Source organism: Stenotrophomonas sp. 22LJNL06-5-1 (genome assembly GCF_056861455.1).
On the sequence record NZ_JBSPUE010000007.1, the window covers coordinates 135,582 to 156,093 of the forward strand.

18 protein-coding genes are annotated in these 20,512 nt (G+C 68.3%); 15 read left to right on the forward strand and 3 right to left on the reverse strand.

Translation table 11 applies throughout. The annotated features are described in order from the left end of the window. Positions 1-42: 42 nt before the first annotated feature. Positions 43-1,368 (reverse strand): chloride channel protein, encoded by a 1,326-nt coding sequence (locus AC13GF_RS15680; protein WP_483005225.1) that lies wholly within the window; start codon positions 1,366-1,368, stop codon positions 43-45. Positions 1,369-1,709: 341 nt separating this feature from the next. Between AC13GF_RS15680 and AC13GF_RS15685 the strand changes: the two genes are divergently transcribed. From AC13GF_RS15685 to bioC, 6 genes are all read left to right on the forward strand, one after another. Further along, positions 1,710-3,116: a hypothetical protein gene (locus AC13GF_RS15685; RefSeq protein WP_483005226.1), complete on the forward strand. Its 1,407-nt coding sequence runs from the start codon at positions 1,710-1,712 to the stop codon at positions 3,114-3,116. A 158-nt stretch (positions 3,117-3,274) separates the two neighbouring features. After that, a complete protein-coding gene (gene bioB / locus AC13GF_RS15690; protein WP_032127076.1) occupies positions 3,275-4,318 on the forward strand; it encodes a biotin synthase BioB in 1,044 nt (347 codons plus the stop codon). A gap of 67 nt (positions 4,319-4,385) precedes the next feature. Then, complete coding sequence (gene bioF, locus AC13GF_RS15695) at positions 4,386-5,609, forward strand: 8-amino-7-oxononanoate synthase (RefSeq protein WP_483005227.1); 1,224 nt, start codon at positions 4,386-4,388, stop codon at positions 5,607-5,609. 17 nt (positions 5,610-5,626) lie between these two features. Next, positions 5,627-6,406, forward strand: a complete 780-nt coding sequence (gene bioH, locus AC13GF_RS15700; protein ID WP_483005228.1) for a pimeloyl-ACP methyl ester esterase BioH — start codon at positions 5,627-5,629, stop codon at positions 6,404-6,406. 29 nt (positions 6,407-6,435) lie between these two features. After that, positions 6,436-7,215 carry an SDR family oxidoreductase gene (locus AC13GF_RS15705; RefSeq protein ID WP_483005229.1) on the forward strand — a complete coding sequence of 260 codons (780 nt, stop codon included), beginning with the start codon at positions 6,436-6,438 and terminating at the stop codon, positions 7,213-7,215. A gap of 12 nt (positions 7,216-7,227) precedes the next feature. Continuing rightward, entirely contained in the window at positions 7,228-8,112 is an 885-nt protein-coding gene (gene bioC / locus AC13GF_RS15710) for a malonyl-ACP O-methyltransferase BioC (RefSeq protein ID WP_483005230.1), read from the forward strand. 157 nt (positions 8,113-8,269) lie between these two features. On the opposite strand, the gene AC13GF_RS15715 is transcribed toward bioC, so the two are convergent. Together AC13GF_RS15715 and AC13GF_RS15720 are read right to left on the reverse strand one after the other, a co-directional pair. Continuing rightward, the gene (locus tag AC13GF_RS15715; RefSeq protein ID WP_483005334.1) at positions 8,270-8,914 is read right to left on the reverse strand and encodes a YdcF family protein; all 645 of its coding nucleotides are present in this window, start codon (positions 8,912-8,914) and stop codon (positions 8,270-8,272) included. Then, entirely contained in the window at positions 8,899-9,861 is a 963-nt protein-coding gene (locus AC13GF_RS15720) for a pyridoxal-phosphate dependent enzyme (RefSeq protein ID WP_483005231.1), read from the reverse strand. Before AC13GF_RS15720 ends, AC13GF_RS15715 begins: the two co-directional genes overlap by 16 nt. Positions 9,862-10,020: 159 nt before the next feature. Here AC13GF_RS15720 and AC13GF_RS15725 point away from each other — a divergent pair, with 159 nt between their 5' ends. The 9 genes from AC13GF_RS15725 (at position 10,021) to AC13GF_RS15765 (ending at position 20,467) form a co-directional block, all read left to right on the forward strand. Next, positions 10,021-10,506, forward strand: coding sequence for a hypothetical protein (locus AC13GF_RS15725; protein ID WP_019337023.1), 486 nt, complete (start codon positions 10,021-10,023; stop codon positions 10,504-10,506). Positions 10,507-11,048: 542 nt separating this feature from the next. Next, complete coding sequence (gene mnmG, locus AC13GF_RS15730) at positions 11,049-12,938, forward strand: tRNA uridine-5-carboxymethylaminomethyl(34) synthesis enzyme MnmG (protein WP_483005232.1); 1,890 nt, start codon at positions 11,049-11,051, stop codon at positions 12,936-12,938. A 131-nt stretch (positions 12,939-13,069) separates the two neighbouring features. Continuing rightward, positions 13,070-13,600, forward strand: coding sequence for a gamma carbonic anhydrase family protein (locus AC13GF_RS15735; protein WP_483005233.1), 531 nt, complete (start codon positions 13,070-13,072; stop codon positions 13,598-13,600). Between the two features lie 123 nt (positions 13,601-13,723). Beyond that, on the forward strand, positions 13,724-14,413 hold the full coding sequence (locus tag AC13GF_RS15740; RefSeq protein WP_049400866.1) for an RDD family protein: 690 nt from the start codon (positions 13,724-13,726) through the stop codon (positions 14,411-14,413). Continuing rightward, the gene (locus tag AC13GF_RS15745) at positions 14,410-15,402 is read left to right on the forward strand and encodes a stage II sporulation protein M (RefSeq protein ID WP_483005234.1); all 993 of its coding nucleotides are present in this window, start codon (positions 14,410-14,412) and stop codon (positions 15,400-15,402) included. Before AC13GF_RS15740 ends, AC13GF_RS15745 begins: the two co-directional genes overlap by 4 nt. After that, positions 15,392-17,008, forward strand: coding sequence for a DUF4129 domain-containing protein (locus AC13GF_RS15750; RefSeq protein WP_483005235.1), 1,617 nt, complete (start codon positions 15,392-15,394; stop codon positions 17,006-17,008). Before AC13GF_RS15745 ends, AC13GF_RS15750 begins: the two co-directional genes overlap by 11 nt. Further along, positions 17,005-18,189: a DUF4350 domain-containing protein gene (locus tag AC13GF_RS15755; RefSeq protein WP_483005236.1), complete on the forward strand. Its 1,185-nt coding sequence runs from the start codon at positions 17,005-17,007 to the stop codon at positions 18,187-18,189. Before AC13GF_RS15750 ends, AC13GF_RS15755 begins: the two co-directional genes overlap by 4 nt. After that, positions 18,186-19,172, forward strand: a complete 987-nt coding sequence (locus AC13GF_RS15760) for an AAA family ATPase (protein WP_014648782.1) — start codon at positions 18,186-18,188, stop codon at positions 19,170-19,172. Before AC13GF_RS15755 ends, AC13GF_RS15760 begins: the two co-directional genes overlap by 4 nt. Then, positions 19,169-20,467: a DUF58 domain-containing protein gene (locus AC13GF_RS15765; protein ID WP_483005237.1), complete on the forward strand. Its 1,299-nt coding sequence runs from the start codon at positions 19,169-19,171 to the stop codon at positions 20,465-20,467. The genes AC13GF_RS15760 and AC13GF_RS15765 overlap by 4 nt, the downstream gene beginning before the upstream one ends. Positions 20,468-20,512 lie beyond the last annotated feature (45 nt).

The following is a 20,512-nucleotide window of genomic DNA, read 5'->3' on the forward strand; positions in this document are numbered from 1 at the left end:
AAGTGAAGATTGCGGCCTGATTTATCCTGTCGATCAAGGCAATCAGCGATGCCTATCAGCTGACTCTGCTTGCGGCACCATCAACAACTCCGCCAACCCGCGGTAGATCGGCACGCGGCATACCAGCCCGGACACGCCACGCGCGATCAGCACCGTGGCCAGGATCGGCAGCAGCAGATCACCGCTGTCGGTCAGTTCCAGCGAGATCACCGCCGAGGTCAGCGGGGCCTGGGTCACACCGGTCAGGTAAGCACACATGCCCAGCAGCACGAACGCGCGCGGGTCCACGCCCGGCATCAGCACCGCCAGGTTGTGGCCCAGTCCCGCGCCGACCGCCAGCGCCGGCGAGAACAGGCCGCCGGGAATACCGGCCACGTACGACGCGAGGTTGGCCAACAACTTCATCAACCCGAACTCATGGCCGACCATCGCCTGCCCCTGCACCAGGCTGCGCGCCTGCTCGTAGCCGGTGCCGAACGCGCCTTCACCGAAGACCAGGGCGAGCAGTACCACCACCAGGCCGCAGCCGGCGGCCAGCAACACCGGATGCCGCTGCCGCAGTTGCCCGAGCCAACGCGGGCGGCCCGCCGCACTGGCCAGCACCGCGCGTGCGAACAGGCCTCCCAGCAAGCCCGCCACCACGCCGCACAGCAGGATGGCCAGCCAGCCCTGGCCGAGCGGCAGGCGTGCGCTGACATGGCCGAAGTAGGTGTAGTTGCCCAGCAGGCCCAGCGACACCACGCCACCGACGATCACCGCGGTCAGCAGGGTGCCGGAAAAGCGATGCTCGAAGCGGCCACTGAGCTCTTCGATGGCAAAGACGATGCCGGCCAGCGGCGTGTTGAACGCCGCCGCGATACCCGCCGCACCACCGGCCAGCAAGAAGTGCGAGAGCTCGCGGGGATCCTTGAAACCGAACCAGCGGCCGAACAGGTACATCAGGCTGGCGCCCACATGCACCGTGGGACCCTCGCGCCCCACCGATGCGCCACCGAGCAGCGACAACGAGGTCAGCAGGAGCTTGCCGGCCGAGACCGCAGGTGAAAGATTGGTCTTCCGGAACGGCTCATCGGGCTTGTCCAACGCGGCGATGACCTGCGGAATACCGCTGCCCCGCGTGGGTTTCAGCACACCGGCGGTCAACCAGGCCAGCAGCGCGAAGATGCCGGGCGTGAGCAGCAGGGCCCACCACGGCGAGTGCGAGGTAATACGCTGGAAGAGATGGAAGGCCGCGTCACTGGCCTTGGCAAACAGGATGGCCACCAGCGCCACGGCCACGGCACCACCCCAGAGCGCGGCACGGCGACGCCAGGCCTCACTGAGAACCAGCGCGGTGATGCGGCCGCGGAGGTGATGGAGATCAGTCATGGGGTAGAGTCTGCACGCCAGCGCTTTGGTTGGGCAGCGGCCACTGTGGCCGAAGGCCTTGCAGGATGTGGTGAATGCGCCCACGCGCCGGGAACCGCATGCTTTGGCAGCGATGGCACGCCGTCCCACATGTGTGAAGGCCGGCCGACTCCTTCCGGGTTCGTCCAACGCGCCTCGTGGAGGTAGCATTGCAGCCGCTGTCCTCTGGGGAGGGGTGCAGCTCCGCCGGCAACGACAGGCCGCCACCGCTCGTCATCGCGGTAGCGCTTGCCAGCACCTGCGTGCCGACATCTGCGTGAATTGCTTCGTTCTCGACATCCTCAATGACAATGGAGTGTGAGATGAATGCCTACGACCCGCTGGATCACATCATCCATCTTCGTGATGGCACGCTGCAGGAATCAGACCTTCGCCGGATTGTCGGTCGCGCGCTGCAGGCCAGGTCACCTTCCGGAATCGTTATCCATGTACATGGCGGCCGCGTTTCGCAGAAGCGTGGACGGCGCATCGCAGAAGCCTTGCATGACCCCTATGTGCGGGCACAGGCCTACCCCTTGTTCTTCGTCTGGGAAACGGGTGACATCGAAGCTCCGTTGAACAACCTGGGCGAGATCCTGGGTGCAGTACTTGCCAAACTTCTCTTCAGGAAAGTCCACGACAAGATCCTGGAAAAGCTAGGCGGCGGGCAGGTTCTCACGCCCGGCATGAAGATCCTCAACGCCGCGCCACCCGACGAGGAGAGCCTTTCGTCAGATCTCGCGCAGGAATTCGCTGATGATCCCGAGGTGAACCAAGCCATTGCCGAGGCCCGTGACGATTACAGGGAGGCGACGCTGGCGCCCGCCAACAAGATGCTGGCACACGAACCGCCAGCCGAACGCGCGGCCATCGTCAACGAGCGCACGGCCAGGGAACTGTTTGGCACTCCGTCACCCAACAAAGCCGTGGCATTGAATTGGATCGCGCTGGCCATCAAGGTGGCCAGACTGGTGATACGCGTATGGCAGCGCCAGCAGAATGGTCGAGGGCGCCCAGGTGCCGTCTCTGCCGTGATCGTGGAAGAAGTGCTGCGTGAGTTCTATCTCGATGACGTGGGGCGCATCGGCTGGTGGAATCCCATGAAGAAGGACGCACAGGATTCATTCGACGGCCCCGCATCGGGTGGCGTCAGATTCCTGCGCGAGCTGCACAGTCAGTTGCAGTCCGAAGCCTCTATTCCCCGCATCACGCTCGTCGGCCACAGCGCCGGCAGCATCTTCCTGTGCGAGCTGTTGGACCAGGCGGCGCAGATCCTTCCGGATCTGAAGTTCGACCTTATTCTCGAAGCGCCTGCGGTGACGTGTCGTCGGTTCGCGCGCGCCATCTCGAAGCACGAGGACCGAATCGGGAGGTTCCGGCAATTGGCGATGAGGGATGCCGACGAAGCCAACGAGCGCTCACTGTTCTTTCCCGGTTCGCTGCTCTACATCGTGTCCAACATCTTCGAAGATGCTGCCGATGAGCCTCTGCTCGGCATGGAACGCTTCTTCACCCGGGAGAACGTCTATCGCAACTCTGCGGCGTGGGCAGACATCTCGGCCTGCCAGGCGTTCTTCGCCCGGAAGGGAGAAAGCGCGGTGAGCTGGTGGACCCTTGATGACCTCAATGCCGACCAGCGCGAAGGTTGGGGCCACGGCTACTTCGATGACGGTCCCTTCATCCTCGGCAAGGTGACCGCGCTGATCAGCGAAACACCGCACACGCCTTGATGCCGATCGCTTTTCGCGCTCGACGACAGAAGCAACGCTCCGGGCGGGATCGCCCGGAGCGCAAACACTGTAAACCATGCAAACATGAATATTGTTGACAGCCTGCGCGCGCCCACCCACACTGCCGCCCTCGCTCCACTCGTACCCAAGGTCCCGCCATGGCTGCTGCCATCCGCCACGACTGGCAACACGACGAACTGCAGGCGCTGTTCGATCTGCCGTTCCCCGAGCTGCTGTTCCGCGCCGCAGCGGTCCATCGCGAGCACTTCGACCCATCGCAGGTGCAGGTGTCCACGCTGCTGTCGGTGAAGACCGGCGGCTGCCCGGAAGACTGCGCGTACTGCCCGCAGGCACAGCGCTACAACACCGGGGTGAACGCGCAGAAGCTGATGGAGACCGACGCGGTGCTGGCCAAGGCACGCCAGGCCAAGGCCGCCGGTGCATCGCGCTTCTGCATGGGTGCCGCGTGGCGTTCGCCGAAGGACCGCGACATTCCGAAGGTGGCGGCAATGATTGCCGGGGTGAAGGCACTGGGCCTGGAGACCTGTGCCACGCTGGGCATGCTCAGTGGCGAGCAGGCGCGTGCGCTGAAGGATGCGGGCCTGGACTACTACAACCACAACCTCGACACCGCGCCGGACTACTACGATTCGATCATCCACACGCGCCAGTATCAGGACCGCCTGGATACGCTGGAGCACGTGCGCGATGCAGGCCTGAAAACCTGTTGCGGCGGCATCGTCGGCATGGGCGAGACGCGCGCGCAGCGCGTCGGCCTGCTGCTGGCACTGGCCACGTTGCCAGCGCATCCCGATTCAGTACCGATCAACAAGCTGGTGCAGGTGGCGGGCACGCCGCTGCATGGCAGTGCCGAGCTGGACCCGTTCGAGTTCGTGCGCATGATCGCGGTGGCGCGCATCGCCATGCCGCGCTCGATGGTGCGGCTGTCGGCCGGGCGCGAGGCGATGAGCGACGAGCTGCAGGCGCTGTGCTTCCTGGCCGGTGCCAATTCGATCTTCTATGGCGACAAGCTGCTGACCACCGGCAACCCGGAGAGCGAGCGCGACCTGGCCTTGTTCGCACGCCTGGGCCTGCAGCCGATGGCGGTGCAGGTGGATGCCGAGGGCCACGACCACGGCGGCACCGTGCACGCCGATATCAGTGCCGATACGCCCGGCTGTGGCTGCGCTCACGCGGCCTGAGACGGGCCGCAAGCAGGCGCCGCGGCAACGCGCTACCCTAGCCGCCCCGTCGACGCATTCAGCCACCATGGCCCGCCCCGACCTGACCGCCCGCCTCCACGCCCAGCGCGCTCTGCGCGATGCCCAAGGCCGTCGCCGCCCGCGACGCACGGTCAGCCGTCGTGATGGCGTGCGCCTGGAAGTGGACGGCCAGTGGCTGACCGCCTTCTGCAGCAACGACTACCTGGGCCTGGCCCAGCAGTTCAGCGTGGTCAACGCGCTGCAGGACGCCGCCGCACGCGAAGGCGCTGGCGCCGGTGCCTCACACCTGGTCTGCGGCCACCATGCCCTGCATGAGGCGCTGGAACGCGAGGTGGCCGAGTGGCTGGGCTACCCGCGTGCGCTGCTGTTTGGCAGTGGCTTCGCCGCCAATCTGGCGGTGCAGCAGGCACTGCTGAGCGAAGAGAACGATGTCTGCGTACAGGACAAGCTCAACCACGCCAGCCTGCTCGATGCCACCCGGTTGGCCGGTGCACGCCTGCGCCGTTATCCGCATCTGGATGCGGAAGGCGCAATGCGTCAGCTCAAGCACGCGCCCGATGGCGCGGCAATGCTGGCCACCGATGGTGTCTTCAGCATGGATGGCGACATCGCACCGCTGCGTGCATTGTCGCTTGTGGCACGCCTGCAGCAGGCGCTGTTCTATGTTGACGATGCGCACGGTGTAGGCGTGGTCGGTGATGGCCGTGGTGCCGTGGCCGCCGCCGGGCTGGGCGTGGACGACGTACCGCTGCAGCTGGTCACGCTGGGCAAGGCATTGGGCGGTGCCGGTGCACTGGTGCTGGGCCGCGACGACCTGATCGAGCATCTGGCCGAAACCGCGCGCCCGTACATCTACACCACCGCCGTGCCACCGGCGATGGCCGCTGCTGCGCTTGAAGCGGTGCGCCTGGCGCGCCGCGACCACTGGCGCCGCACCAAGCTCACCGACCTGATCGCGCTGTTCCGCAGTGAAGCGCGTCGCCATGGCCTGGACCTGATGGCTTCGGAAACGCCGATCCAGCCGCTGCTGTGCGGCGATGACCACACCGCCGTGGCGATGTCCACGGCGCTGGAACAGGCCGGCTGGCTGGTTGGTGCAATCCGCCCGCCGACGGTGCCGGAAGGCAAGGCACGCCTGCGCGTGACACTGTCCGCGCTGCACACGCCGGAACAGGTGCGTGGCCTGGTCGAGGCCATCGCCAGCGCGCGTGATCGCGTGACCCTGGCCGTGCGTGAAGCCGCGCCACCGCCGCTGCCCGCTTTTGCCTGAGTTCCGTGTCGTTGCCCATGCATATTGAAGTCACCGGCCGTGGGTCGGACCTGGTACTGATCCACGGCTGGGCCCTGCAGGGCGGTGTGTTCGCGCCGCTGGTGCAGCGCCTCGCGGACCAGTTCACCCTGCATCTGGTCGACCTGCCCGGCCATGGTCACAGCCGCGACGACACCACGCCGCTGCGCCTGCCGTTCGTGGTCAACGCCATTGCCGCGGCCACGCCGCCGGCGGTGTGGTGTGGCTGGTCGCTGGGTGGCCTGTTCGCGCTGCATGCGGCGGCCACGCTGCCAAAGGTGCGCGGGCTGGCGATGATCGCCGCCACGCCGCGCTTCGTGCGAGGCGAAGACTGGCCGCACGCGGTGGAACCGGCGGTGTTCGAGCAGTTCGGCCGCGAGCTGGCGACCGACTTCGGCGGCACGCTGGAACGCTTCCTCGCGCTGGACGTAATGGGCTCGGCACACGCCCGCGATGAGCTGCGCACCCTGCGCCAGCGCCTGGTCGAGCGCGGTGCGCCCACCGAACGCGCCCTGCTGGAAGGCCTGCGCCTGCTGGAGAGCACCGATCTGCGCGGGGCACTGCCAACGCTGGGCAAGCCCAGCCTGTGGATCGCCGGCCAGCGTGACCGTCTGGTGTCTCCGGTGGAGATGCAGGCCGCCGCGGCACTGGCCCCGGGTGCGCAGGCGCTGACCGTCGCCCACGGCGGCCACGCGCCCTTCCTCGGCCATGCCGACGAGGTCGCCGCGGCCCTGCAACACTTCGTTGCCGGCCTGTCACCGGCCGATGGCGGACAATGAGCGCCTTCCGAATTCCGCAGGACTGACGCATGGATCTGGGTATCAACGGCCGCTGGGCATTGGTCTGCGGCGCAAGCAAGGGGTTGGGCCTGGGTTGCGCGCGTGCGCTGGTGCGCGAGGGCGTCAACGTGGTGATCGTGGCCCGTGGTGATGCTGCACTGCAGGCCGCCGCTGAAGCACTGCGCGCCTTGCCCGGCGCTGCCGAGGTACGCGCGGTCGCCGCCGATGTCACCACCGAGGCCGGCCGCACGGCAGTACTGGCCGCATGCCCGCAGGTGGACATCCTGGTCAACAACGCCGGTGGTCCGCCGCCCGGTGATTTCCGCAATTTCGAACGCGACGACTGGATTGCCGCGCTGGACGCCAACATGCTGGCGCCGATCGCGCTGATCCGCGCCACCGTCGACGCGATGATCGAACGCGGCTTCGGCCGCATCGTCAACATCACCTCATCGGCGGTGAAAGCACCGATCGACATCCTGGCGCTGTCCAACGGCGCGCGCTGTGGCCTGACCGGTTTCGTCGCCGGCCTGTCGCGCCGCACCGTGGCCCACAACGTCACCATCAACAACCTGCTGCCTGGCCAGTTCGACACCGACCGCCTGCGCGCCAACTTCGCCCACAGCGCGGGCAAGGACGGCGATGCCGGCGAAGTGGCCGAACGCCGCCGCCAGCAGATTCCCGCCGGCCGCTTCGGCACGCCGGACGAATTCGGCGCCGCCTGCGCCTTCCTGTGCAGTGCGCAGGCCGGTTACCTCACCGGGCAGAACCTGCTGATCGACGGCGGCGCCTACCCCGGTACGTTCTAAGAGACTTTCGCAATGCCGTCCCACTTCGATGCCCGCCACGTCCGCCGCGCGTTCGCCCGTGCCGCCAGCAGCTACGACGCCGCCGCCGCCCTGCAGCGCGAGGTGCAGTCGCGGCTGATCGAATCGCTGGACTACCTGGAGGCGCGCAAGCCCGAGGTGGTGCTGGACATCGGCGCGGGTACCGGCCATGCCAGTGCGTTGATGAAGAAGCGCTGGCCGAAGGCGCAGGTGATCGCGCTGGACGTGGCGCTGCCGATGCTGGACCAGGCCAAGCGCCAGGCCGGCTGGTGGAGGCCGTTCCAGCGCCTGTGCGGCGACGCCGCTGCGCTGCCGCTGGCCGACAACAGCGTGGATGTGATCTTCAGCAACCTGTGCCTGCAGTGGGTGGACGACCTGCCGGCGGTGTTCGCAGGCTTCCGTCGCGTGCTCAAGCCCGGGGGCCTGCTGGTGTGTTCCACCTTCGGCCCGGAAACCCTGATCGAACTCAACGAGGCCTTCGCGGCCGCCGATGACCGCCCGCACGTGAGCCGCTTCGCGCAGATCGCCCAGTTCGGCGACGCGCTGATGATGGCCGGCTTCCGCGACCCGGTGCTGGATCGCGATCTGTTCACCCTGACCTACGATGATCTGCCTTCGCTGATGCGCGAACTGCGCGCGATGGGCGCGACCAACGCGCGGGTGGACCGCCGCCACACCCTGACCGGGCGTAGCCGTTTCGCGGCTGCAGCCGCCGCGTACGAGCCGATGCGCCGTGCCGACGGCAAGCTGCCCAGCAGTTGGGAAGTGATCTATGCGCATGCCTGGGCACCTGACCCGGGCGCACCGATCCGCGAAGGCGGGCATGACGTGGCCTCGGTGCCGGTGTCGGCGATTCCGATCCGGCGCAAGCAGACCTGATCGAACGATCGCGGGTCTGCTTTTGGTAGGTGCCAACCTTAGGTTGGCACAACCCATCAGATCGCGGTGCCGCCAGCATCGTGCCGACCAAGGTCGGCACCTACCAAAGGCAGGTATGGGCCAGCACGATAACCCGGGCGATCGCAGCGGCAGCTGCTCAGGTATTGGCCGGCGAACTCAGCGGCGGGCGCACCAGGTCGCGGTGGAAGAAATAGATTTCCTGCACCAGGAAGCGCCAGCTGGTGTGGAAGCTGCGGAAGCGCGTGCTGGGCGTGGACGAGGCCAGCGCATCGATGCCCAGTGCCTTGCTCAGGCGCAGCGCGCGCGCCATGTGCAGTGGATCGCTGACGATGATCACCCGGTGCAGGTCGCGCTGGTCCATCAGCCGCTTGGCTTCGACCAGGTTCTGCACGGTGTTGCGCGAAGCGGTTTCGATCAGGATCGCATCGTCCGGTACGCCATGCTTCAGCGCATAGCGCCGCGCCACCTGCGATTCGGAGAAGCGCGCACCGGTGCCACCGTAACCGCCAGTGAAGATCAGCAGCGGCGCGTACTGGGCTTCGTACAGATCCAGCCCATGCCGGATACGTTCTTCGAACACCGGTGACGGCTTGGCGTCATAGGCCGCCGCACCCAGCACGATGATGGCATCGGCCTTGGAGGCCTGGTCACGCTCGCCGACCCAGACGATCCAGGCAGTCACGCCCAGCAGCCAGATCACCAGCAGGACAAACAGCCGCCACAGCCAGCCCAGCAGGCCGGTGCGAGGCCGATGCCGGTCGCGGCTCATGGCGCCCCCCAGCGCAGCGCGGGCAGGTCGACGTTGCCGCCGGACAGCACCAGGCCCACGCGCAGGCCGGCGAAACGTTGCGGCTGTGCCAGCACCGCGGCCAGCACGGTGGCCGAAGACGGCTCGACCACCTGCTTGAGCACCTCCCACAGCAGGCGCATTGCGGCCATCGTTTCGGTGTCATCGACCACGATCACCTCGGCACCGGCCGCGCGCAGCAGTTCGAAATTGGGCGCGCCGATCAGGGTACGCAGGCCATCGCAGATCGTGTCCGGGGTGAACGCGCCCTGGCGCTCGCCAGCAGCCAGCGAGCGCGCGGTGTCGTCGGCACCAGCCGGCTCGGCCAGCACCAGACGGGTCCGCGGGCTGGCGTGCTGCAGCGCCAGCGCAGTACCGCTGGCCAGGCCACCACCGCCCACCGGCACCACCAGCACATCGAACGGGCCGTCGCTGTGCAGCAGTTCCAGGGCGGCGGTACCCTGCCCGGCCATCACCGCCGGGTTCGTATAGGGATGCACCAGGGTCGCGCCGGTATCGGCCTGCACCTTGGCGCAGGTGGCCTCACGGTCGGCGATGGTCGGCGGGCAGTGCCAGAGCGTGGCGCCATGGCGGGCAATATTGGCCAGCTTGGCCGCCACCGCACCTTCCGGCACCACCACGTGACAGGGAATGCCCCGGGTGCGTGCGGCCAGCGCCAGGGCGGCGCCGTGATTGCCGGAAGAGTGGGTGACCACGCCGGCACTGGCGCGATGGGCCTCCAGCGACCACACCGCGTTGCAGGCACCACGGAACTTGAATGCGCCACCGCGCTGCAGGTGCTCGGCCTTGAACGCCAGCTGCGCGCCGGCCAGCGCGTCGAGCGTGCGCGAGCGCAGCACCGGCGTCACGCTGGCATGCGGAGCGATCCTCGCCGCAGCAAGCAGGACGTCATCGGCGCGGGGCAACAGTGAATCGCTCATGACGCAAGATTAACGTATGGCTTCGCGCTGGCGACCGGGACACAGGTCATGCCAGCATGCAGCCCTACGCCTCCATTCATCCTGGCCGGCGGAATTAAGGGCCGATTCAACGCTGGCGCCCGAAGCTGACTGCACACCCGTCCTCTGGGGGGACCCACCATGAAAATGCGCCTGATGCTTGCCGGTGGCCTGTTGCTGGCCCTGACCGGCTGCACCACCTACGACTATGTCGGCGGCGGCCGCAGCGGCAGCTACTACCACGGTGCGCCGTCGGTGGAATACCGCTACCCGGCCGGCTATCCCTACAACTACGGCCCCTACTACGGTGGCTATGGCGGCTACTACGGCGGCTACGGCAACCCGTATTACTCGCGCCCGATCTACCGCCCGCCGCACAACCACCGCCCGCCGCCGCGCCCGGGCAATGGCGGCGAGCACCGTCCGCCGCCGCCGTCGCGACCGTCGTACAACGGGGGTTCGCCGTGGCGGAACATGGACTCGATGCGCCGCCCGCCGCAATCGAACGCCCAGCCGTCGGCGCCCCCGCCGCAGGCCCGTCCGGCGCCGGCACCGAGTGCGCCGAGGATGAACGGTTCCCCTTGGCGCAACATGGATCGTGCGACGCAGCGCACAGTTGAGCGCTGAACCGTCTTGCATTTCACACGGTCTAAGCCGCAATCTACGCGGACAGTGACGGCCCGCGTCACAAAGTGACAAAAACGACACGGGCCGCCGCAAAAAGCTCTACGTCGATATCCGACAGGAACATCTGGATCCCCCCTGTTCCGGCCCTGTCGGATGTCGGCACCTCTGAAGGCAGACGGCCCCGCAGTGCGGGGCCGTTTGTTTTGTGGGGTCGCCAACCGGCGAGGGCCCCAGCTTCAGTAGATCCACGCCATGCGTGGATGGCGCCTTCCCGACAGCCCCAAAAAACAGGGCCGGACAGTCCCCCGACTGCCGGCCCTCTGCTCCCCCACCGTGCGCCTGTACCGGCCCCTGTTCCAATTCCGGTCACGGGCGCCTACGGCGCCAGCCACGATGGGTGCTATTGGGTTATCTGCAAAAATCCTGCCAACTTTAGGGCTGATTTCGGCGCCGGCCGGCCGGCACCGACGTCCCGGCCTCGAATGGCGCTAAAATCGCCACCCCGGCGCCGCCCCCCGGCCGCGCCCAGCTGAACAGCCCCCATGAATCCGTCCTTCCATCGTTACGACGTCATCGTCATCGGCGGTGGCCACGCTGGCACCGAAGCCGCGCTGGCCGCGGCCCGCACCGGCGTGCGCACCCTGCTGCTGACCCACAACATCGAAACGGTGGGCGCGATGAGCTGCAACCCGGCCATCGGCGGCATCGGCAAGGGCCACCTTGTCAAGGAAATCGACGCCCTGGGCGGTGCGATGGCGCATGCCGCCGACCGCGCCGGCATCCAGTGGCGCACCCTCAACGCGTCCAAGGGCCCGGCCGTGCGCGCCACCCGCTGCCAGGCCGACCGCAACCTGTACCGCATGGCGATCCGCGCCATCGTCGAAGGCCAGGCCAACCTGACCGTGTTCCAGGCCGCGGTCGATGACCTGGTCATCGAAGGCGACGCCGTGCGCGGGGTCATCACCCAGACCGGCCTGCGTTTCGACGCCGAGGCGGTGGTGCTGACCGCCGGCACCTTCCTGGCCGGCAAGATCCATGTCGGCCCCACCCAGTACGCCGCCGGTCGCATGGGCGATCCGCCGGCCACCACGCTGGCGGCACGACTGCGCGAACGTCCCTTCCAGGTGGACCGCCTGAAGACCGGCACGCCGCCGCGCATCGACGGCCGCTCGCTGGACTACAGCGCGATGGACGAGCAGCCCGGCGATTCGCCGCGCCCGGTGATGTCCTTCCTCGGCTCGGTGGACGAGCATCCGCAGCAGGTCAGCTGCTGGATCACCCACACCACCGAACAGACCCACCAGATCATCCGCGACGCACTGCACCGCTCACCGCTGTACAGCGGCCAGATCGAAGGCATCGGCCCGCGCTACTGCCCGTCCATCGAGGACAAGGTGGTGCGCTTTGCCGAGAAGGCCAGCCACCAGATCTTCGTCGAACCCGAAGGCCTGGGCATCGTCGAGATCTACCCCAACGGCATCTCCACCTCGCTGCCGTTCGACGTGCAGCTGGAGATGGTGCGCAGCATCCGTGGCTTCGAGAACGCGCACATCACCCGCCCCGGCTACGCGATCGAGTACGACTTCTTCGATCCGCGCGGGCTGAAGGCCTCACTGGAAACCAAGCTGGTCAACGGCCTGTTCTTCGCCGGCCAGATCAACGGCACCACCGGCTATGAAGAAGCTGCCGCGCAAGGCCTGTTGGCCGGCCTCAACGCTGCACGCCAGGTGCGCGGGCTGGACGGCTGGTGCCCACGCCGCGACGAGGCCTATCTGGGTGTGCTGGTGGATGACCTGATCACCCACGGCACCAACGAGCCGTACCGCATGTTCACCAGCCGCGCCGAGTACCGCCTGCAGCTGCGCGAGGACAATGCCGACCAGCGCCTGACCCCGGCCGGCCGCGAGATGGGCCTGGTGGATGACCGCCGCTGGAACGCGTTCGAGACCAAGCAGGCCGCTGTTGCTGCCGAGCGCGCGCGCCTGGGCGCACTGTGGGCAACCCCGGCCAATGCACTGGGCCGCGAAGTGCAGGACACGCTGGGCGTGGCGGTCAGCCGCGAAACCAATGTGCTGGACCTGATCAAGCGCCCCGAGCTGGATTACGCGCAGCTGATGCAGGTGCCGTCACTGGGCCCGGCCGTGGCCGACGCCAAGGTCGCCGAGCAGGTGGAGATCGGCGTGAAGTACGCCGGCTACCTGGACCGCCAGCGCGAGGAGATCGAGCGCCAGCAGCGGCACGAAGCCATGCCGATCGCCGAAGCCTTCGATTACGCGACGGTGCGCGGGCTGTCGGCCGAAGCACTGCAGAAGCTGGAGCGCGTGCGCCCGCAGACCATCGGCCAGGCACAGCGGATTCCCGGCATGACCCCGGCCGCGATCTCACTGCTGCTGGTGCACCTGGAGCGGGCGCGCCGCGGCCGCGTGGCGTAACGCGAGGCCGTTGGATGCCATCCACGCATGGCGTGGATCTACTGCAATCACCGCTCTGGTAGGTGTCGGCGGGGTCGCCATTGGCCGAGCGCGTATCATCGTCGCGTACGCCCTGATTTCCGGAGACATCGATGAACCCGCTGCGCCCCTTCCGCGACAAGATGCCCGTCCTCGGCGAGCGCGTGTACATCGATCCGGCCTGCACCCTCATCGGCGACGTGGAGCTGGCCGACGACGTGTCGGTGTGGCCGGGTACGGTCATCCGCGGTGACGTCAACCATGTGCGCATCGGTGCACGCACCAACGTGCAGGACGGCACCATCATCCACGTCAGCCACCACAGCCCGTACAACAAGGCCGGCTATCCGACCCTGATCGGCGAAGGCGTGACCGTCGGCCACGGCTGCATCATCCACGCCTGCACGATCGGCGATTACAGCCTGATCGGCATGGGCGCCTGCATCCTCGACGGTGCCCGCGTGGAGCGCCATGGCTTCGTCGGCGCCGGTGCGGTGATCGGCCCCGGCAAGGTGGTGGGCGAAGGCGAGCTGTGGGTCGGCAACCCTGCCCGGCCGGCACGCACGCTGAGTGACAAGGAGATCGAGGCGCTGCATTACTCGGCCGACCACTACGTGCGGCTGAAGGACGAATACCGGGGCTGAGCCCCCGACGCTGCCATGCGGCTCTGCTAAAGTCTTGGCCCGACCAGGACCTGTCGAGACCCCCATGCCTGTGGCTGCCCGCCGGAGAGGACCCCGGCGCCCACAACGAAGGCCATTGCGCTGATGGCCGCACCGATGCTCGATACCTACCGCGAGGTGGTGACGCCGGAGGGTGTGCCGCTGCAGTTGCCTGCCGCCGGTCCGGTACCGCGGGCGATGGCCTGGCTGGTCGATCTCGGCGTGCGCATCGCGGCACTGGTGCTGGTGTCCATTCCGCTGGCGCTGCTGGACAAGTTCGGCTCCGGCCTCTACCTGGTGTTGATGTTCCTGGTCTACTGGGCCTACCCGATCGTCTGCGAAGCATTGTGGGGGCGCACGCTGGGCAAGCGTGCGCTGGGGCTGCGCGTGCTGTCCCGCGATGGCGCGCCGGTAGGCTGGATGGCGGCGATCACCCGCAACCTGCTGCGCACGGTGGACATGCTGCCCTTCGGCTATGCGCTGGGCCTGATCAGCAGCCTGTTCGATCCGCATGGCCGTCGCCTTGGCGACCTGGTGGCGGGCACCGTGGTGGTGCACGCACCCGCGCTGTACCTGCCACCGCCGCCGACCATCGACAGCGTGCTGGCTCCGCCGCAGCCCCTGCGACCAGAGGAACAGGCCGCGCTGATGGCCTTCGCCGAGCGCGCGCCGCGGTTGTCGGCGGCACGCCAGCAGGAGCTGGCCGGTATTGCCGAGCCACTGACCGGCACCCATGGCCAGGTCGGCGTGCTGCGCCTGTATGCGATGGCCAACTGGCTGCTGGGGCGGCGATGAAACAGGAGCAGTTCGTCGCCCGCTACCAGCAGGAATGGCAGGACCTGGAGCAGTGGCTGCTGCTGCGTGCCGGCGCCTCACGCCGCACGCGCCGCAAGGCCAGCGGCCTGGCACTGGACGACACCACCTTCCCGCAGCGCTACCGACGGCTGTGCCAGCAGCTGGCGCTGGCGCGCGAGCGCGGCTACAGCCCGCAGCTGGTGCAGCGCCTGCAGCAACTGATGCAGCAGGGCCACAGCGTGCTGTACCGCACGCCGCCGACACGCTGGCGGGGTGCCCTGGAGTTCCTGGTCGCCGACTTCCCGCTGCTGGTGCGCAGCCAGGCGCGCAGCATGTGGGTGGCGCTGGCGATGTTCGCGCTGCCGGCGGTGGCCTGCTTCGTGCTGGTGCAGGTCTATCCGGACCTGATCCACATGCTGATGGACAACCTCCAGATCGCCGAGATGGAGCGCATGTACGATCCCGCCGCCGAGCGCCTGGGGCGTGACAGCGGCACCGACTGGATGATGTTCGGCCACTACATCATGAACAACATCAGCATCGCCCTGCGCACCTTCGCCAGCGGACTGCTGGCCGGGCTGGGCACGCTGCTGGTGCTGTTGTTCAACGGCGTGATCATCGGTTCGGTGGCGGGCCACCTGCAGCACATCGGCCATGGCGACCCGTTCTGGCGCTTCGTGGTCGGCCACGGCGCCTTCGAGCTGACTGCGATCGTGATCGCCGGCGGTGCCGGCCTGCAGCTGGGCATGAAGCTGCTGGCCCCCGGCCGGCGCAGCCGCCTGGATGCGCTGGTCGAAGGCGGACGGATCGGCGCCCGGCTGTGCCTGGGCGCGGCGTTCATGCTGCTGGTGGCCGCCTTCATCGAAGCCTTCTGGTCCTCGCTTGCCGAGGTACCGGCGTGGGGCAAGTTCAGCGTGGCCGGTGTGTTGTGGGCCGGCGTGCTGCTGTGGCTGTGGCGCGGCGGACGTGGGGGCGGCCATGCGCATTGACCACCTGGATGTGGCGCTCCGCGCCCGCAGTGGCTGGGAAGCGATGGAGCTGGGCACCGCCCTGTCCCGCCGTCACGCGCGTGCGGTGTGGGGCAGCTGGCTGCTGGCCAGTGCACCGCTGTTCGTGATCTTCAACGCGCTGGGCTGGTGGCTGGATGCCTTCGGCTGGGCCTGGCTGGCGATGTGGTGGTGCAAGCCGCTGTTCGAACGCGCGCCGCTGTACGTGCTGTCGCGCGGCATTTTCGGTGAGCCGGTCGGCACGCTGGCCGCGCTGCGCGCGCAGCGAAGCTGGGGCAACAGCGGCTTCTGGGGCTACCTGAGCTGGCGCCGCTTCAGCGTGCTGCGCAGTCTGTGCCTGCCGGTGAACCTGCTGGAAGGCAACACACCGGGGCAGCGCGGCCCACGCCGTCGTGCGGTGGCAGCCGGCGCAGCGGGCGCGGCACTGGTACTGACCGTGACCTGCCTGGCGTTCGAAGCCGTGCTGGTATCCGGCGCGATCGGTGCGGTGTTCATGTTCATGCCACTGGAGCTGATGTCCGAATCCTGGCGCGCCGCATGGGACATGATCGGCCAGGACACACCCGCATGGGCGCGGCTGGCCTTCAACCTGGCGTGCTGGCTGGCATCGGTGCTGATCGGGCCGTTCTACGTCGGTGCCGGCTTCGGCCTGTACCTGAACCGGCGTACGCAGATGGAAGCGTGGGACGTGGAAATCGCCCTGCGCCGCCTGCGCGAGCGGCTGCTGCCGGCGGCATCGACGCTGGCGCTGCTGCTGTGCCTGGCACTGCCGCTGGTCTCCGCACCGGTGCATGCGCAGGACGCGCAGACGGTCGCTGAGCAGGCCGAGGATGCCGAAGAAGACGAAGACAGTGCGGAAGAACCGGCCACCGCAGCCATCGACCCGGCCAACACGCCGGCAACGATCTTCGGCGCTACGCCGGTGGACACCGCCGGTTTCCGTCAGGCAGTGAACCGCGCCTATGAAGACCCGCTGCAGCGCCCGACCCGCCAGGTCACCCGCTGGAAGCCGATCGAACAGGCCGAGGAAGAGAAGAAGGAAGACAAGCAGCTGCAGCGTGACACCAACAGCAAAGGTGAACGCAAAGCGCGCAAGGACGGCATCGCCTGGCTGGCACGGCTGGCCGAATGGGGCCTGTGGGGCCTGCTCGGCATCCTGCTGCTGGTGCTGCTGCTGACCGCACGGCTGTGGCTGCCGTGGCTGCGGGGCAGTGGCCGACGCAAGGCCGAGGCCGCACCGCCGGTGGTGGAGGAACAGGTGGAGTTGCCGGTGGTGCTGCCGCCGGACGTGGCCACCCAGGCCGGCCTGCTCTGGGACCAGGGCCGGCCGCGGCAGGCGCTGGCCCTGCTGTACCGCGCCAGCGTGCGCACGGTGGGCGAGCGCAGCGGTATCGCGCTTCCACCCGGTGCCACCGAAGCGCAATGCCTGCGCGCGTCGCGACGCATGCCCGATGCCAGCGACCGTGACCTGTTCGCGCGCATCGTGCGCATGTGGCAGTACGCCGCCTACGGTGGCCGCCTGCCCAGCCGCGCCGATTTCGACGCATTGGCCGATACCCTGCGCCAGCAGTATGGGTGGCAGGCATGAGTCCGCGCCTGTTCTGGTCGCTGCTGCTCGGTGCATTGGTGCTGTTCGGCGTACCGCTGACCATCCTCTACCTGCGCACGCACGAACGGGTGACCGAGACGATCCGGCTGCCGCCACAGGGCGAGGCCGCCTACAACCCGCTGTACGTACTCGGCCAGGCCCTGCGCGCCGATGGCATCGTCGTGCACTCGCGGCCACGGCTGGAACTGCAGCAGATGGCACTGGCGCCGAACGATACGGTGGTGCTGCTGCAGGACAGCAGCGAACTGCCGCCGCCCGTCGCCAGCGCGCTGCTGGACTGGGTCGACGGTGGCGGCCACCTGCTGGTACGTACACCGCCGCCGGCCGAGGACGATGCCGGCAGCACGCAGGGCCCCTTGCTGGACCGGCTGGGCGTGGACAGCCTGTTCCAGCGCAGCGACTGCCAGCCGTTCCATGTCGACGACGATCCTGGCCACGTTGAATTCTGTGGTGGCCGCCGCTTCACCCTGGGTTTTGCCGCCAGTGCGCAGGCCGAACGCCGCTGGGGCACTGATCGCGACCTGGTGTTCGCGCGCCTGCGCCATGGCCAGGGCAAGGTGAGCGTGCTGGCCGACATGGAGTTCATGCGCAGCGAGGTGGACTCACCGGCGGCGCGCCTGGGGTCAGCAGGCGGCGGGCCCAGCGACGGCCTGCACGACGCGTCGCATCGCGACCTGACCCGCTACCTGCTCGATCCGAACTATGGCAAGGGTGCGGTCTGGCTGGTCTATGCCAGCCGCCCACCATCGCTGTGGTCGCGCATGTTCTATCAGGGCTGGCCACTGTGGGCGCCGCTGCTGCTGGCCCTGCTGGGCTGGTTGTGGGGCCGCTCGCAGCGCTTCGGCAGCCTGCTGCCGTCACCGGTACTGGAACGCCGTTCGCTGCTGGAGCACGTGCGAGCCAGTGGTGAACTGCTGCTGCGTTTCGGTCACGGCATACGCCTGTACGAGGCCGTACTCGCCCTGTTCCTGCACCGCCTGCGCCTGCGCGCACCGATTGCCGCCGCACTGGAGGGCGCACCGCGCGATCAAGCCATCGCCGAGCTGCTGAAGTGGCCGCAGGGCCGCGTTGCCAGCGCGCTCACGCCCCCTCCGCCGCACGATTCCTCCGCCCTGCGCGAGCGCATCCGCTTGCTGCTCCAGATGAGATCCCTGCTATGACCGAAGTCCCCGAGCTGCCGGCGGCCGCCAACGCCCGCCTGATCGAACGCGTCGATGCCATCCGCACCGCCGTCGGACACGCCTTCATTGGCCAGGCCGATGTGCTGGACCAGATCCTGGTGGCCCTGCTGGCCGGTGGCCACGTGCTGATCGAGGGCGTACCCGGGCTGGGCAAGACACTGCTGGTGCGCGCGCTGGCCCAGGCCCTGGAGCTGGACTACGGTCGCGTTCAGTTCACCCCCGACCTGATGCCCAGCGACGTCAGCGGCCACGCGGTGTACGACCCGAAGAGCGAGAGCTTCAAGATCCGCCGCGGCCCGGTATTCACCAACCTGCTGCTGGCCGACGAGATCAACCGTGCACCGGCCAAGACACAGTCGGCACTGCTGGAGGTGATGCAGGAAGGCCAGGTGACCATCGAAGGCAAGGCCTTCACCCTGGCACCGCCGTTCATGGCGCTGGCCACGCAGAACCCGCTGGAGCAGGAAGGTACCTATCCGCTGCCGGAAGCGCAGCTGGACCGCTTCCTGCTGAAGGTGCTGATCGACTACCCGCAGCTTGAGGACGAGAAGCGCATGGTGACCGCGATCACCAGCGGCCGCGCTGCCAGCGATTTCGACCTGAGCCAGGTGCCGCGCGTGCTCGGTGCCGGCGAACTGCTGGAACTGCAACGTGCCACGGCGGCGATCACCGTCGATGACGAAGTGATTGACTACGCGGTACGCATCGTTGCCGCCACCCGGCAGTGGCCGGGTATCGCGGTCGGCGCCGGTCCGCGCGGCAGCATCGCGCTGGTGCGTGCTTCGCGCGCGCAGGCGGTGCTGGCCGGTCGTGATTTCGTCACTCCGGATGATGTGCGCGACATCGCACGCCCGGCGCTGCGCCACCGCATCGCGCTGGCCCCGGAACTGCAGATCGAAGGCCAGGACGCCGACGATGTACTGGGCGCGCTGCTGGCCAAGGTGGAAGCGCCGCGCCGATGAGGCCGGCCCCGCTGCTGCTGGCGTTGCTGCTGGCCTGGGCCGCGCTGGGCGGCCTGGTGCTGGGCGGGGTGCTGCCGCGCTGGAGCTGGGCGCTGACGGCACTGGCGATTGCCGTGCCGGCGTTGATGGATCTGTGGCGGCAGTCGCGGCGTCCGTCGCCGCAGGTGCAGCGCGAACTGCCCGAAGCACTGGCACTGGGCGTGCGCCGCGAGGCTGCACTGCGGCTGCAGGCAGACGCGTCGATGACGGTGCAGGTGTTCGACCTGGTGCCCGGCGGCTGGCCGCTGGAATCGCTGCCGCAGCGCGTGCGCCTGCAGGCGGGCACCGCTTCCACCCTGCACTATCACCTGCAGCCGCTGCAGCGTGGGCACTTCCGCTTCGAAGGCGTGCACCTGCGCATGCGCTCGCCATGGCGCCTGTGGTGGCAGCAACGCACGTTGCCGCCCGCGCTGGACGTGCGGGTCTATCCGAACTTCGTGCCGCTTACCCGCTTTGCGTTGTTCAGTGCCGACCAGGCCTCGCGGCTGGTCGGTGCACACGTGAAGCGCCGCCGTGGTGAAGGCACCGACTTCCACCAGATGCGTGAGTACCGCATCGGTGACAGCCTGCGCCAGCTCGACTGGAAGGCCACCGCGCGTGCGCGCAAGCTGATCTCGCGCGAGTACCAGGACGAGAAGAACCAGCAACTGCTGCTGATGCTCGACAGTGGCCGGCGCATGCTGGCCAGCGAAGGCGGACTCTCGCACTTCGACCACGCATTGAATGCCTCGCTGGTGGTGGCTTACCTGGCGCTGCGCCAGGGCGACGCCGCCGGCCTGTTCGCTGCCGGTGGTGAACGCCGATGGGTGGCGCCGCAGCGCGGCATGGGCACGGTCGAGCACCTGCTGCGCGCCAGCTACGACCTGCAGCCGCGCGCGGTGGCCACCGATTACCTGGCCGCCGCCACCGAGGTTTCACTGCGCCAGCGCCGGCGTGCGCTGGTGATGCTGGTCAGCAACGTGCGCGACGAAGACATCGAAGACCTGCTGGCGGCAGTGCGCCTGCTGCAGCGGCGCCACCTGGTGTGCGTGGCCAGCCTGCGCGAGCGCGAGCTGGACGGCGTGCTGGAGGGCGAAGTGCAGACACTGGAAGACGCCACCCAGGCCGGTGCCGCGGCGCTGTACCTGCAGCAGCGTGCGAAGGCGCATGAGGCACTGCGCAGCGAAAAGGTAATGGTGCTGGACGTGACCGCCGATGCCCTGCCCGGCGCGCTGGTGGAGCGCTACCTGGCGGTGAAGCGCGAAGGGCTGCTCTGATACCAACGATCGCTCTGGTGGGTGCCAACCTTGGTTGGCACGAAC